The sequence below is a fragment of the Trichloromonas sp. genome (assembly GCF_041583255.1).
In the GTDB taxonomy this organism is placed as follows: domain Bacteria; phylum Desulfobacterota; class Desulfuromonadia; order Desulfuromonadales; family Trichloromonadaceae; genus Trichloromonas.
Genome location: NZ_JBFHGD010000062.1, coordinates 1 through 15,291 on the forward strand (window position 1 = coordinate 1; position 15,291 = coordinate 15,291).

Annotated in this window: 12 protein-coding genes, 2 tRNA genes and 1 pseudogene; 14 read left to right on the top strand and 1 reads right to left on the bottom strand. The window is 56.9% G+C overall.

Annotated features, from left to right (window positions below; genetic code table 11):
* Together ABYV89_RS06915 and ABYV89_RS06920 are read left to right on the top strand one after the other, a co-directional pair.
* Positions 1–2,624 (top strand): annotated as a pseudogene (locus tag ABYV89_RS06915) (efflux RND transporter permease subunit); the annotation flags it as partial.
* A gap of 63 nt (positions 2,625–2,687) precedes the next feature.
* Entirely contained in the window at positions 2,688–3,209 is a 522-nt protein-coding gene (locus ABYV89_RS06920; protein ID WP_432822216.1) for a hypothetical protein, read from the top strand.
* A 77-nt stretch (positions 3,210–3,286) separates the two neighbouring features.
* Here the strand turns inward: ABYV89_RS06920 and ABYV89_RS06925 are convergent, their stop codons facing one another.
* A complete protein-coding gene (locus tag ABYV89_RS06925) occupies positions 3,287–4,042 on the bottom strand; it encodes a hypothetical protein (protein ID WP_432822217.1) in 756 nt (251 codons plus the stop codon).
* Positions 4,043–4,153: 111 nt separating this feature from the next.
* Between ABYV89_RS06925 and ABYV89_RS06930 the strand changes: the two genes are divergently transcribed.
* From ABYV89_RS06930 to ABYV89_RS06985, 12 genes are all read left to right on the top strand, one after another.
* Positions 4,154–4,555: a PaaI family thioesterase gene (locus ABYV89_RS06930; protein ID WP_432822218.1), complete on the top strand. Its 402-nt coding sequence runs from the start codon at positions 4,154–4,156 to the stop codon at positions 4,553–4,555.
* Positions 4,556–4,673: 118 nt separating this feature from the next.
* A tRNA-Gln gene (locus tag ABYV89_RS06935) sits at positions 4,674–4,747 on the top strand.
* A gap of 35 nt (positions 4,748–4,782) precedes the next feature.
* A tRNA-Glu gene (locus tag ABYV89_RS06940) sits at positions 4,783–4,860 on the top strand.
* A gap of 151 nt (positions 4,861–5,011) precedes the next feature.
* Positions 5,012–6,181, top strand: a complete 1,170-nt coding sequence (locus tag ABYV89_RS06945) for an acetoin utilization protein AcuC (RefSeq protein ID WP_432822219.1) — start codon at positions 5,012–5,014, stop codon at positions 6,179–6,181.
* A complete protein-coding gene (locus tag ABYV89_RS06950; RefSeq protein WP_432822220.1) occupies positions 6,178–7,008 on the top strand; it encodes a hypothetical protein in 831 nt (276 codons plus the stop codon). The genes ABYV89_RS06945 and ABYV89_RS06950 overlap by 4 nt, the downstream gene beginning before the upstream one ends.
* Positions 7,009–7,030: 22 nt before the next feature.
* The gene (locus ABYV89_RS06955) at positions 7,031–7,996 is read left to right on the top strand and encodes a hypothetical protein (RefSeq protein WP_432822221.1); all 966 of its coding nucleotides are present in this window, start codon (positions 7,031–7,033) and stop codon (positions 7,994–7,996) included.
* A 224-nt stretch (positions 7,997–8,220) separates the two neighbouring features.
* Complete coding sequence (locus tag ABYV89_RS06960; RefSeq protein ID WP_432822222.1) at positions 8,221–9,687, top strand: hypothetical protein; 1,467 nt, start codon at positions 8,221–8,223, stop codon at positions 9,685–9,687.
* Between the two features lie 17 nt (positions 9,688–9,704).
* The gene (locus tag ABYV89_RS06965; RefSeq protein ID WP_432822223.1) at positions 9,705–10,472 is read left to right on the top strand and encodes an MlaE family ABC transporter permease; all 768 of its coding nucleotides are present in this window, start codon (positions 9,705–9,707) and stop codon (positions 10,470–10,472) included.
* A 31-nt stretch (positions 10,473–10,503) separates the two neighbouring features.
* Complete coding sequence (locus ABYV89_RS06970) at positions 10,504–11,319, top strand: ABC transporter ATP-binding protein (protein WP_432822224.1); 816 nt, start codon at positions 10,504–10,506, stop codon at positions 11,317–11,319.
* Positions 11,320–11,327: 8 nt separating this feature from the next.
* Positions 11,328–12,410 (top strand): MlaD family protein, encoded by a 1,083-nt coding sequence (locus ABYV89_RS06975; protein WP_432822225.1) that lies wholly within the window; start codon positions 11,328–11,330, stop codon positions 12,408–12,410.
* A gap of 171 nt (positions 12,411–12,581) precedes the next feature.
* On the top strand, positions 12,582–13,562 hold the full coding sequence (locus ABYV89_RS06980) for a DmsE family decaheme c-type cytochrome (RefSeq protein ID WP_432822226.1): 981 nt from the start codon (positions 12,582–12,584) through the stop codon (positions 13,560–13,562).
* Between the two features lie 168 nt (positions 13,563–13,730).
* The coding region (locus ABYV89_RS06985) for an MtrB/PioB family outer membrane beta-barrel protein (RefSeq protein WP_432822227.1) at positions 13,731–15,291 on the top strand (1,561 nt) is incomplete at its 3' end.

Sequence of the window (15,291 nt, forward strand, 5' to 3'; positions counted from 1 at the left end):
CCCAGATCAGGCAGGCCATCCAACGCAGCAACAACGATGTCGGCGGGCGCCTGGTGGAGATGGCCGAGACCGAATTCATGGTCCGCGGGCTGGGCTATATCCGCTCGGTCGAAGACCTCAAGCAGGTGGTGGTCGGCACCGACAGCCGCGGCACGCCGATTCTGCTGCGCGACCTGGCCGAGGTCAAGGTCGGCCCCGAGCTGCGGCGCGGGCTGGCCGAGCTGGACGGCAAGGGCGAGGCAGTGGGCGGCATCATCGTCATGCGCTTCGGCGAAAACGCCCTGAAAACCATCGACAACGTCAAGCGCAAGCTTGAAGAATTGAAGGCGGGGCTTCCCGAAGGGGTCGAGATCGTCCCCGTGTACGATCGTTCCGGCCTGATTCTGCGGGCCACCTCCAACCTGTAGGAAAAACTGCTGGAAGAGAGCATCGTCGTCGCCCTGGTGATCATCCTCTTCCTCTTTCATCTGCCGAGCGCGGCGGTGGTTGTTCTCGCCCTGCCGGTGGCGATCCTGATGTCCTTCACCATCATGTATGCCCAAGGGATCAACGTCAACATCATGAGCCTTGGGGGGATCGCCATCGCTATTGGCACCATGGTCGACTCGGCCATCATCATGGCGGAGAACGCCCACAAACATCTGGAAAACTACACGGGCGATCGACCGCGATCCGAGATCATCGCCAAGGCGGCCAAGGAGGTCGGCCCCACCATCTTCTTTGCCCTGCTGGTGATTACTGTCTCCTTCGCCCCGGTCTTCACCCTGCAGGAGCAGGCCGGTCGCATGTTCAAGCCCCTGGCCTTCACCAAAACCTACGCCATGGCGGCCGCGGCGATCCTTTCGATCACCCTGGTGCCGGTTCTGATGACCTGGTTCATCCGCGGTAAGATCCACTCGGAAGAGCGCAATCCCATCAACCGGCTGCTGATCCGGATCTACCATCCCGCCGTCGATCTGGTTCTGCGTTGGCGCAAGACCACGCTGGTGGTGGCGCTGCTGCTGGTCGTCTCCGCCGGCTATCCCCTCGCCAAGATGGGGACTGAGTTCATGCCGCCGCTCTACGAGGGGGATCTGCTCTACATGCCGACGACCCTGCCGGGGCTGTCGGTGACCAAGGCCAAGGAGGTGCTGCAGCAGACCGACCGGATCATCCGGCAGTTTCCCGAGGTGCATCACGTCTTCGGTAAAATCGGGCGCGCCGAAACCGCCACCGACCCGGCTCCGATGATGATGCTCGAGACGACCATCATGCTCAAGCCGGAGGAGGAGTGGCGCAAGGTTCCCACGCAGCGCTTCTTTAGCGACTGGCCCGAATGGAGCGATCTGCTCAAGGCGCCTTTGCGGCTGGTGTGGCCTGAGCAGGTGAAGATCTCCGTCGATCAGTTGACCGATGAGCTCAACGCCGCCATCCAGTTCCCCGGATTGACTAACGCTTGGACCATGCCGATCAAGACCCGCATCGACATGCTCTCCACCGGCATCAAGACCCCGGTCGGCATCAAGATCATGGGGCCCGACCTGGAGGTCCTGGGGCGGCTTGGCCAGGAGATCGAGCGGTTGATGCATCCCCTGCCGGGGACCCTGTCGGCCATTGCTGAGCGCTCGGTCGGCGGCTTTTTTCTCGACCTGGAGATCAATCGCCTTGCCGCGGCCCGTTACGGCATCCAGGTGGGCGACATTCAATCGGTCATCCAGGCGGCCTTAGGCGGCATGACGGTTACGGAAACGATCGAGGGGTTGGAGCGCTACCCGGTGAGCCTGCGCTATGACCGCGATTTCCGCAGCGACCTGCCGGCTCTCAAAAGGGTGCTTGTGCCGTCTTCGTCAGGCGCCCAGATTCCACTGGAGCAGCTGGTCTCCTTCACGTTTCGCAACGACCCGGACAGCATCAAGAGCGAGAACGCCCGCCGCACCGCCTGGGTCTATGTCGACATCAAGGGGATCGATGTCGGCACCTACGTCAAGAATGCGCAGAAGGCCGTGGCCGAGCACATTGAGTTGCCGGTGGGGTACAACATCGTCTGGAGCGGGCAGTACGAGTACATCGAATCGACCCGCGCACGGCTGATGGTGATCATCCCCCTGACCCTGGTGATCATCTTCGTGATCATCTATTTAAGTACCCGCTCGGCGGTCAAGACGGCCATCGTCTTCCTCGCCGTCCCCTTCTCGCTGGTCGGGGCCTTCTGGCTGCTCTACCTGCTCGACTACAACATGTCGATCGGGGTCTGGGTCGGACTCATTGCCCTGGCCGGCCTCGATGCCGAGACCGGCGTCGTCATGCTCCTGTATCTCGACATCGCTCACAAGAACTGGGCGGATAAAGGGCGCATGCTCACCCGGGGCGACCTGGCCCAGGCCGTACACCATGGCGCGGTAAAGCGCATCCGGCCCAAGGTCATGACCGTCATCACCATTATCGTCGGCCTCTTCCCCATCATGTGGAGTACCGGCGCCGGGGCCGACGTGATGAAACGGATCGCCGCGCCGATGGTCGGCGGATCGGTCACCTCGCTGGCGTTGGAACTGCTGGTCTACCCTGTAATCTTCTACCTTTGGCGAGGCCGCAAGCTCGATGATTCACTGGAGCCGACCGGGCATGACATAATTCACGAATCGTAATATAATGACAGACGTACAACCCAGGCGGGCGCAATGCCCGAATTACCAACCAAGGAGAACATCATGAAGAATCGGCTTATCGTTACGCTGGCAACCGTTTTGACCCTTTCCCTGCCCTTAGGGGCGATTGCCATGGACCACAAGGCGCATGATCACGGCAGCCATGCCGGCATGGAACACAAGAGCATGGAGGGAATGGAACATGACCAGATGAAGCATGGCGGCATGGCCATGTCAGGGAACATGATCATGCTGGGCGAGCAGGAAGTGGAAGGCGTCGAGGCGATGGTCCACCTCAAGGACGTCAAGGAAAATATGGCGAAAATGGGAATGCCGCAGACTCATCACTTCATGGTGATGTTCGTCGACACTAACACTGGCGAGTCAGTAGAGCAGGGGATTGCCGCGGTCAAGATCGTAGATCCTGCCGGTGCTGAGAGCGAAGCTGTCGGCCTGATGGGGATGCAGGGACATTTCGGTGCCGATGTTGCCCTGAGCGCGCCGGGTGAATATGTTTTCAAGCTCGGCACGAAACTGGCCGACGGCAAGAAGCGTCAATACGAGTTTAAATACATTCAGAATTAATCATTCAAGCACAGAAAGACAAGGGGGCCGCATTTTGCGGCCCCCTTGTCTTTCTGCTGAACGAAACGCGCGGATTGTTATTTTACGTGGCAGCCGGTGCACTTGGTCGGGCCGGCAGCTTTTTCCTGGTGGCATCCCTTGCAGAGGGCATGGGCCTTGTCCTTGCCCAGGTCGAGTGCGCCGGGCGTTCCTTCCCCGTGACAGGCTGCGCAGTCGAACGCATCGGCATGCATCTGGTGGGGCAGGGTCACCTTGCCGTAGCTCGCCTCGATAACGATTGTTTCAGGGATGGCCGCGGCACTTGTAGCCACCGAAGCCTGGGCTACCGTTTGGGTGGCTGCTTCGGTTGCCCCGGCGGCCTGCTGGGTGACCGCCTGGGTGGTCTTGGACAGGGTCTGGGATACGGCCTGTGTCTTGTCCGTTGCGGCTACGACAGCAGCGCCGGTGAGGGCGGCGGCCGCCCCGACAACGGCTTCTTTTCCAGTCTCTGCGGCCTGCTCGACGGCTGCGGTAGGATTCTGGGCCACTTCGACGGCTTTTTCCATCATCGCCTGGGCTGTTGTTTCGGTTGCCGTGGCCATCTCGGCCGCTTTTTCAGCTGTCTGTGAAACGGCTGCGGGCGCTGTTTCCGCGGTTTTTTCGGCCATGGCAGCGGTGGTCTGCTGAACGTTTTGTGCCGCCATTTCAACCTTTTCGACGCCCGGCGCCGGTACGGCTACCGCTGCCGTTTCGGCGGCTTTTTTCTCCTCCGGGGCCTGAGCCTGTTCCTGCTTGCCGCAGGCAAGGGTCATAAGGGCTACCAGTAAACTGACAAGTAGAGCAACTCTTTTCATTTAATCTCTCCTTTAGCATTGTGGGTTGATTTTAGCGTGAGGGTAAGTTTAACATTGTTTTTCAATTCAGCCAGTTCCAGTTATTTTTTTATTGAATGTCAAGGAGACTGCATGGAAGTTTCAGCCGATGACAGATGCTTCGTCTGCGGCCCCGACAACGCCGCGGGGTTAAGGGCGCGATTTGAAATTGACCGGGATCGCAACCGGGCAAGCTGTACCATTCGGATCGCGGACACCCACCAGGGATGGAAGGGGATTGTCCATGGAGGCATCATTGCCGCGCTGGTCGACGAAGCCGGGATCTATGCCTGCCGCTCAACCGGTGAACATTTTGTCACAGCCGAGCTGAATGTCAAATACAAGGCCCCGGTACCGGTTGGCGAGGATCTTGTTGTCTCGGCCGAGGTGGTTGGCTCTCGCCGGCGGATCTATTCGGTGGTCGGCAGGATCGAACTCGCGGGGAAGGTTCTGGTTGAGTCACAGGCAAAGATTTTTGCGGTGGCGGCTGGCTGAAATGCCGTAAAAAAGCGGGTTTGGCAACGGCAGGGTTCAGCCGCTGGGCCAGTCCAAAAAAAAATGAAGTTTTTCCCTTGACTCGCTCCGGTATCTTTGTTAAAACGTCATCCGTTCTTGGGGTGTCGCCAAGCGGTAAGGCACCGGACTCTGACTCCGGTATCCCAGGTTCGAATCCTGGCACCCCAGCCATGATTTTCAGCGGGTTGCCGCTTAGTACTATTTACGCGCCTATCGTCTAGCCTGGTCTAGGACACCGCCCTTTCACGGCGGCGACAGGGGTTCGAATCCCCTTGGGCGTACCAAACTCTGTTTTCCCGAGGGAAGACGCGAAGGGTGGAGCTGTTTCAGCTCCACCCTTTTTCTTTCTGGCTGGATCCTGTAAAACCTTACCGCCCAGTCCCCGCTCCCCTTCAACATTGTTGACCTTTAACCGCCTCCGGTGTAAAAAGGCGCATGTTGAAAACACCAACCAATCCAGACTCTTGGGCTCTGATTTATTCTAACCGGTTCGAACGGTTTTCCTTTGGCGAGGAGCATCCGTTCAATATACTGCGCTATCGCCTGACCTATGAACTGCTGTGTGAACTCGGACTGCTCGATTCTCCGGGGGTTCGCGTGGTCGAATGCCCCCTGGCGCCGGAGTCCGCGTTGACTGGCTTTCATGCCGCTGGTTATGTGGCGACTCTCAAGGAATTCAGCCTCGACCAGACCCCGAGAGCCAATTTCCGGTACGGTCTGGGCGATATGGAAAATCCCGTTTTCCCCGGAGTGTTCGACTGGGCCCTGCTTGGCTGCGGCGGGAGCATGGAAGCGGCGCGCCTGGTGGCGGAGGATGGGGTTCGGGTGGCCTTCAATATGGCCGGCGGCTACCACCATGCTCATGCGGCCAGGGCATCGGGCTTCAGTTACCTGAACGATGCCGTGGTCGCCATTCAGGACCTGGTTCGGCGCGGGTTGCGCGTAGCTTATGTCGATATCGATGCCCACCACGGGGATGGTGTGCAGGAGGCTTTCTACACGACAGATCAGGTTTTGACGATTTCCCTGCATGAATCCGGCGAGGATTTTTTTCCTCATACCGGCTTTCCTCATGAACTCGGGGAGGGCGTCGGTTACGGCTACTCGGTCAACCTGCCGTTTCGCAGTCATTCCGACGACCTGATTTTCGAGCAGGGTTTCAGCCGTGTCGTGCGGCCCATGCTGAAGGCGTTCAGGCCGGATATTCTGGTCACCCAGATGGGGGTCGATACCCTGCGCACCGACCCGCTGACGCGCCTGGAGATGACCACCGGTACTATCGAGTACGCGGCCCGGGAATTTCTCGCTACGGGGATCCCCTGGGTCTGCCTCGGTGGCGGCGGTTATGACAAAATAAACGTCGCCAGGAGCTGGGCTTTGCTATGGTCGACCATCATCGGCATCGAAGTTCCTGACCTGCTTCCGCCCGGTTTTGTTTCTATCATCCGGCAAATGGGCTGTGCCGACCGCCATCTTCGCGATCGCCCGCACTGTGCGCAGCCCAACGATTTCGCCCGTGCCCAGGAATTGCTGGAAAAAAATCTGGCCATTCTGGAGCGCCGGCTTTTTCCTTTGCACGCCATTGTTCCGGGAGATTGCCGATGAGTCGCCTGGGGATCCCTCATCTTCTTGACCCGGACGGTTTTCCGCTCTTTTCGCTCAAGGAGATCAACCGCCTGGAGCGACCTGTGAAGGAGGCGATTTACCGTCAGATCCTCCCCGAGCCGGTGTTCGAGCTGTTCGGGATCGATCGCGATACCGGTTGCGGCACGGATGGCCAACGGAAAATCACCTGCATTTGTCCGGAAGGTTTAGGCCTGCTGCGTATCGAGGTACGTCTGGACCCCGCTGATCGTGACTGCGTTTTTTTTGTCGAGGTGGCCGATACCCCGTTCCGGCAGATCGAATTGAGCTTTTGCCTGATCAACGACCCGACCTCGCCGCGCTTCAATATCGATGTCGACGACCATGGCCGTGAAAACTGCTTCGGCACCTTGCGCCGTAATCTTCCCGAAGATCTCAAAGCCATGCAGGCCGGCCTGTCGCCCAACCAGGTCCGCCGCGGGCTCAAGCTGTTTTCCGGATTTTTTCAAAACTTTGAGCGGTTTGTCGATTCCCTCGGCGTGGACATCATTGTTGCCGAACCGCTTTCCTACAGTAACGCCATTCGTTACGAGCGCTACGGATTTGATTATGTTACCGGCAAGCAGTTGATGATGTGGATCAATCGTGAATTTCAGCCGGGTGGCGAGTTGTTCGCAAAGATGGATGGCAGCACCCCGTTCCGGCAGCCGGGAATGGAGAAGACCGTCCGAGGGCGCAGTTGGGCCATCCATGACGGGATTCTGCCCTGCCCCTGGGATAACGTGAAAATTTACAAGACCGTCGGCAAGCATGCCGGCATTGATACCTTTCCCGAAAAGACCTTCTAGCAACATCTCAAGGAATCAGCTTATGTCACCGAAACTGAATGAGGATTCACTCGACCCGAACAACTTTCTGCTCTGGTGCCCCGAGCCGGAACAAGCCGTCAATGTCGGGCCGGAACAAGCTCCCTGTGTGCTGCCCCAGGTTCCCCTGCCGGTGCGCCCGGCTGCCCTTGAAGAGGGTGACCCATCCGCCGATGCGATAGGGCAGGGCGTTTACGATTATCTCAGGCAGTTTCCGGACTGCCCGCACAATGCTGCGTATGCCGAACTGCTGCGCGACGCCTATCCGCACTTTCTGTCCGATCTCGGCTCGCAGATCCTGATGCTTGACCACAAGGAGGTTGACAGCTATTACATCCGCCGCAAGATCTCCTACATGAAAATTCTCTCCCTGCTCGACGGCGACAACTCAGGGCTGCTGCAGCGGCTTGGCATCGAGTATTACAACCTCAGCCAGATGTTCACCGAGTTCGGCGAATGCCGGCAGCATCTGCTTAAAGCCATGGCGTATTTCTATCGCATCCTGAAGCATCAGCCGGCCAACCTGACCGTGCTCAACTACCTGGCCCAGATCGATTACCTGTTCGGCGATTATCCGGCGGCTATCGCGCGCTGGCGCCAGGTCATCGATCGCCTGGAAGAAGGTCCGCCGCGGCAGGCCCTGACGGAGAAGGTCGAGCAGTTGTCCGCTGACGGCGTTCCTGAGTATCCGCTGATCGACGATTATGAGCTGATCGGAGCGGCCATGGAATGTTACGGTCGCGGCGAGATCGCCGAAGCGGCCACCACGATGGATATCATCGAGGAGCGCGGAAAGTTTACGGCGTCCTTTCCGTGTCCTGAATTCTATTATTTTCTCGGTATCTGCCGCAGCAAAAACGGGGAGCAGGGGGGAGCCTTCGAGGCCCTGGAAAAAGCGCTTGAACTCGACCCCGACTACCCTCTGGCCCGGGAGGCAATGGACCGTATCCTTGAGGAGGGCAAGGCATGATGGCGGTCTCTTTCGGTGACGTCTTTTTCATCCTGGTCGTCTGTCTGGTTGTTTGCGGCATCTTGTTTCTGGTCAAAAGGACCAGGTAGGGTGCGCCCCGGCCGTTGGTTTTTTTGTCTGTCAGTCGGCCTGCCACGCCAGTTGTTGTATTAACTTCTGCTGCGTGATAGTATTTTCATTCTTCTTTAAAATGTGATGTTTTCCGTTGTTTAGGGTGGGCCCGCATGCCGTCGCGCTTGTTTTTTCTGATACTGTTCTTTTGTCTGCTGCCGGCATCCGGAGCCGTTGCCAGTGATGAGCAGGGCGGACTTCTGACCTTTTGGCCCCTGGTCGATTACCGCACGTCTCCGGAGGTCGATTACCGCAGCCTTCATATTCTCGGGCCTATCGTAAAGCACGAAAACAAGGGGACTGAAACAGAATTCGCGCTGCGGCCGTTGTACTACCGGGCAGCCGACCGGCAAGGCGTCAGCCTCAGCGAGCTGCTCTACCCGGTGGCTTCTCTGAAGCGATCCCCCGAACATGTTTCTTTTCAACTGCTGCAGCTGGTCAATTACGATTTCGCTGCGACGGAACAGGGCGGCAGCGATGAATTCATGGTCTTTCCGCTGGTTTTTTACGGAGAGACCGAGGGCCGGGGTGACTATTTTGCCGTGTTTCCCTTCGGCGGCAAGATTCTGGGCCGGTTCTGGCGCGATGAAATCCGCTTTACCCTGTTCCCGCTCTATTCGCAAACCCGCAAGGGGACGACGACAACGACCAATCTTCTCTGGCCTTTTCTTTCCAGGATACAGGGCGAAGAAGAAGAGGGCCTGGCCTTCTGGCCCTTTTGGGGCCACAGCCGAAAGGTCGGGGTCTATCGCAAGCAGTTCTGCCTGTGGCCGATTTTCTTCAGCCATGATTTGAAGCTTGATTCCGAAACGCCGACTCGATTGCGGGCGGTTTTCCCCTTTTACGTATCCGAAGAATCGCCCGACCTTTCTTCCCGTACAGTGCTCTGGCCATTTTTCAGCCACCATAATCATCACGCCAGGGGCTATGACGAATGGAATTTTCCCATGCCCTTAATGAGGGTGACACGGGGAGACTATCGGCACGGCAATCGCTTTCTGCCTTTTTATGCCGACGAATACGTCGGCAGCAATCGCAAGCGCTGGTTTCTCTGGCCGATCTACAAGATCGAAGAGACCGATACCGAAATCTTCGATCGGCGCCGCGACCGCGTACTCCTTTTTCTCTACTCGGATCTCGAGGAGAAACTCAAGGATGAGTCCAACCCATACAAGCGCCGGGTAGCTCTTTGGCCGTTCTTTTCTTATCAGAAAGTCAAGGACGTGTCACACGTGCATTTCCTGGCTCTGCTGGAGCCCTTTTTTCCGGAGAGCCGGGCCCTGGAAAGAAACTGGTCGCCCCTGTGGCGACTCTATCAGCATAAATGGGACGATCACGGCAACAGCGTATCGACCCTGCTCTGGAACCTGTATTGGAAAGAGGTGCGCGGCGACGACCTGGCCATGGAAGTCTTTCCACTGTTCGCATATTCGAACGAAGCCAGCAAGGGAAGCGACCTGTCGTTGCTGAAAGGGCTGTTTCGTTACCGCCGCGACGGCAGCGGGGCCAGAATTAATCTGCTGTATCTCCCCTGGGGTATTTCCTGGGGGAGTGAACTCTCTTCCGCTGCATCACCGTAGTCATCGAGGATTTCTGGATGATCGAAGCCCTGGGGCGTAACATTCTGAATTTGATGCAGACCACCGGCGAAATGGTGAAGCTGTTCGTCCAGACGATCTTTTATTTCAAGGAAGCGCCGCGCAACCTGCCTTCGATATTCCGCCAGACGGCCGAAGTCGGCATCGGCACCTTGCCGGTGGCTTCGGTTCTGGCTCTGTTCGTTGGCATGGTGCTGGCTCTGCAGACCGGTTCGGAGCTGGCCCTCTACGGCTCGCAGGAGGCCATTGGCGCCATCGTCGGCCTCTCCATGGTCAAGGAACTCGGGCCGGTCATGACCTGCCTGCTGGTCGCCGGTCGGGTCGGCTCGTCGATGGCTGCCGAGGTTGGCGCCATGCAGGTGTACGAAGAAATCGACGCCCTCAAGACGCTGGAAATCAGCCCGATTCGATATCTGGCCATGCCCAGGCTGCTGGCCTGCCTCTTCGCGGTGCCGGCGCTGGTGATCTTTTCCATGCTGATCGGTATCGCCGGTGGGGCCTTCATCAGCGATATCAACCCGGTTATCAACGTGCCCTATAATGTTTATTACGAAAACATGATCCGGGCTGTCGGCTATATGGAAATCATCAAGGGGATTATCAAGGCGACAGTATTCGGCGGCATTGTCGCGCATGTCGGCTGCTACGTCGGGTTCAAAACGCGCGGCGGGGCGAGAGGAATCGGCCAGTCCACAACGCGGTCCGTCGTCATGTCGTTCCTGATGATCCTGGTGGCGGACTATTTCCTCAGTCGAATGATGATGTGACGCAGCAAGCGACTCTTTTTTCGGGTTATTGATGAGCGGTTTCTTTAAAAGACTGGTGCAGGGCAGCGAACTGGCTTCCAATTATGAGGATTCCCGGGGGGTCGGCCTGCGCATCGAAAAACTTAATAAATCATTTGAAGATAACCACGTGCTGCGCGACATCAGCCTGGATATTCAGCCGGGAGAAACTTTTTCCATTATCGGACCGTCGGGAACCGGGAAAAGCGTACTCCTGAAGCACATCGTGAAGCTGCTCGCCCCCGACAGTGGCAAAATCTACATTGACGGACAGGATATCTTTGCCCCTGGCGCGGACCAGATCCCCAAAAGCTACCGCTACAGCATGGTCTTTCAGACCTCTGCCCTCTTTAATTCCCTGTCGGTCGGGGAGAACGTCGGGCTCTGGCTACGGGAAAAACGGGTCTGCCCTGAGAATCGCATCCGCCGCATCATCCGTGAAAAGCTGCGCCTGGTCGGCCTTGAAGGGAAAGAGGCGCTGATGATATCCGAGCTGTCCGGAGGCATGAAAAAACGGGTCGCGATTGCCCGCTCACTGGCGATGAATCCGGATTTGATTCTGTACGACGAACCGACTGCCGAACTCGACCCGGTCACCTCTGACGAACTGGCCCGTGTCATCATGAATCTGAAAAAAGAGGTCAAGGTGACCACGATTATAGTCAGTCACGATCTCAACTTCGCGCTCTACCTATCGGACCGGGTGGCCATGATCAACCCGGAGGGGATTGTCGAAGTGGGCACTCCCGCCCAGATCAAGGCCAGCGAAAATCCGGTAGTCAGAAAATTCATCTACACCACGACCAAAGGAATCAAGGGAGAGGAATAATGATGGCCATGTCGACTGAAAAGAAAGTCGGATTTTTTTTCCTTCTGACCCTCTGTGTTCTCGCTGTGATGATTGAACTGGCCGAGGACTGGCAACCGTTCACTGTGCAGAAAGAATACCGGACCTATTTCGACACGGCGGTCGGCATCAAGCTCGGCGACCCGGTTCGCATGGCCGGGGTCGAGGTTGGCAAGATCCGTAAAATCGGTATTGAGAACTCCAAGGTCAGGATTGACTTTTACGTGGCCGAGGACACCCTGGTCAAGGAAGACTCCATCGCGGAAATTCGCCAGACCAATCTTCTCGGTGGGCAGTTTCTCGGGATTTCTTTTGGCAGCCTGGAAAGTCCCCCGTTGGCGCCGGATAGTGCCATTTACTCGAAAGAGCGTGTCAATATCGACCAGTTGATTACCAATCTCGATCGCAATCAGGAGCGGGTTTTCGGGCAAATGGGTGAACTTGTCGAGCAAAGCCGTGATTCGATCGTCAATGCGGCATCGAAACTCGACAGTGTTCTTCATAAGATAGATCGCGGGGAAGGGACCCTCGGCCGAATCGTCAACGATCCCGGGTTGTACGTCGAGATCGAAAAGACCGTCGCCGAATTGAACGGGTTGCTCGTTCGCCTGGACAAGGGCGAGGGGACTCTCGGCAAGCTTATGACCGACTCGTCCCTGTTTGACGATGCCGCGGTCATGGTCGCCGACCTGCGGACCATTTCTGATCGTTTGAAGAACGGGCAGGGGACTTTCGGCCGTTTGCTGGTTGAAGACGAACTTTACTCTAATGCCAATGATGCCCTGATCAACATCAGGGAGGTGGCGGCAAAGGCGAACAACGGAACCGGCGCTCTCGGCAAGCTGGTCAATGACGACAAACTGTACAATGAAGCCCTCGCCACTGTTGAACGAATCAACAGTATCGCCACAAAAATCGACAATGGAGACGGAACTCTCGGTCGCCTGGTCAACGAAGACGGTCTCTATCGTGATGCCACCACCACGTTGCACAAAGTTGAAAAAACCGTGGATGGCATGAGTGATTCAGGCCCCCTGTCGGCCCTTGGGGTCGTTGTCGGCACCATGTTCTGATGAGCTCGGTGATATGCCTTTGTCGACTGCCGTTAAATAACGGCCTTTAATGCGGTATATATCCTAAACTGCTGCACCAGGTGGGGCCGTGATCTTTACACGATTCTTGCACGTGAGAGATGTTTCATCTCGGATTTCTGTTCCGTGTAGCGTTTATATGGAGTTGCCGCATTGAAACTCAACCTGACATTGATCTCCTTCCTGCTTTTTCTCGTCGCGTGTGCCGACCTGCAACAGCTTCGCAACGACAATCAGATCTATCCGATTCGTGAATATGAGCAGATGATTGTCGGTCGCCTCGACGCCAACTACGTGGGTGATGAAAATTGTCTGGGCAAATGTCACAAACACGAACAGATCCGCAGCGATTTTCAACGGTCGGTACATGGTGAGCAGATCGCATCGGATACCGGACTCCCCCTGGTCAACTGTGAATCCTGCCATGGTCCCGGAAGTCTGGCGATAGAAGGGATCGGGCAGACCGAAAAAGATAAATGCAAGTTCGAAACTCTGCTGCAGCTTGAACAGCTGCCTTCGCAGGCCCAGTCCCTGATCTGCCTCAAATGCCATTCGGCCGCCTCCACCCCGGTCCTGACTTATTGGAATGCCAGTACCCACGCCAACAATGACGTCAGCTGTTTCGATTGCCACGAACTGCACGTGGGACCGCAGCAGAAAGTAAGCCGCAAGGAGATGGACGAACTCTGCTTCAAGTGCCACTCGGATGTGCGGGCGGCATTCAACCAGTTTTCACACCATCCGATCATCGAGAACAAGATCAGCTGCATCGATTGCCATGAAACTCACGGCTCACCCCAGGATCACCTGTTGCGCGGAACGACCCTGAAAGAAACCTGCACCCGTTGCCACATGGAGTTCCAGGGGCCGTTCGTCTTTGAACACGCGGATGTCACCGAAGACTGTGCGAATTGCCATGTGCCGCATGGCTCGCCCAACCGGCCGCTGTTGAGAAGCAGTCAACCTTTCCTTTGCCTGCAATGTCATACCGCCCATTTGAGTCCAATAGCTCCCTCCGTGAGTAATGAAAACATGAAGGGTGTTTTTTACAGCCGATGTACGGACTGCCATTCGTCCATTCACGGCACCGACATTCCCTCTGCACGAGGGCGGGGCACATTCATCTCGCGCTGATATTGGAAAACTCTCTAGTCTGCCGATGACGTGGAGAACCATGTGAACGTTTCCAGGATACAATTTATCCATATTCTCTGGGGCATACTGCTGACCTGCTGGGTCGTAGCACCGGCTCTCGGGGCCGATGGAGCAAGCCGTATTGCCGATTTGTCGAGCAGAGTGTCGTTGGGTTACAGGTCTGTCAGCACTGCCGACACCGCTCACCGCGCCGCGCCATATTCCGTCCTCAAATCAGGTCCCACGGCCGAATTTGAACTCAAGTATCTCAACCCATCCTTGCGCTTTCTTTTTCTTGGCACCTATCTGGATGACGCGGACTACCTGGTCGAGTCGGACTTTGACTACAAGGGGCTGCTGCGCATCAAAGTAGAAACCGAAAAGTTCATCCATAACCTTGACAATATCAGCTACAACCGTCCAGCTGCGGACAATGATGCAACCGCTCCTGATTTGATTGATTTTATCGATCGCAGTGCGCGTAACGATTATTTCGTCAATGTCGAAATCGACAAGGTCAGCATGAAAGCGAAGCTGCCGGACTATCCGGCGCATCTGACCCTCGGCTACTGGCGCCTGGAGCGGAGCGGGAAAAAGCAGCTGCGGTATCTCAACGAAGGAGGAGACGCCGCCTGTTCGCAATGCCACATGGAGAGCAAGTCCCAGGATATCGACCGGGTGACCGAAGAGTTCACCATCGGCCTGGATACCCATTTCGGCTATCTCAACCTGGCTGTGGAGCAGTTGTTCAGAGAGTTTCATGATCGCGAATCCGCCCCCTTCGACGCTTTCGGCAGCACAGACAATCTATTTGGCGCTCCGGTTCGCGATCCCGGTTTCTACCGTCATGATGCCACCCCCGATTCTCGCCTGGTTTCAACCACGATAAAGGCCAGCACGTCTCCTTCTGGCGGCGTCGTCGCGGCAGCCGGGTTCACGGTGGGAAAAAAAGAAAACCTGACGGGATCCGGCCTGGGGGTTTCCCCGGTGGAGTCGGAAACCGATTTCCGCAAAGCTTCAGCCGATTTGACCCTCATTCCAACTCCGAAGCTGACCCTTAACTTCAGATACCGGATGCTGGACCAGGACAACAGCAACTCTTCGCAAATTTCGGTCGCTGGTCTCGATCCTGCTGATGTGGCGGTCAGGAACAACATCGATTTTACCCGTGCAACCTACAATGCGAAAGCCTCGTACCGCCCGCTAAACAGGCTGACCCTGATGGGTGAGTTTGAACGCAGGGAGATCCATCGCAGTCAGACCGGTCCTGCCTTTGATGATCCGTTTGATCCTTTCTGGGAACTGCCTGAAGACGAGAACATTAACCGCTACCGTTTGAGCTTCATTGCCCGGCCGTTGGGGCCCTCGTCGCTGAAGATCAACGCCTGGTATGAATATCTGACCTCGGATGATCCGGCTTACGGTGCGTCCGTTGAAGAACAGCAGCAGGTTTTTGCCGGCGTCAACTGGACCCCGTCTGCGCGGTTTGGCGCCACCGCCAATCTCCGCCTGAGTCGCGGGATCAACAGTAACTTCGAACGGTCCGAATACAGCGGCGGAACCCTGTACCGGTACGACATCGACCGGTATCAACGGCAGGAGGATTTCACCCTTGGCCTCTGGTCACAGCTTACCGATGCCCTCAACATCAATCTCCATTACGGTTTCCTGCGCTCCGACACCTCGCAGGACGTGATGTTCGGCGCCGCCCCTGATCCATTGATCAACG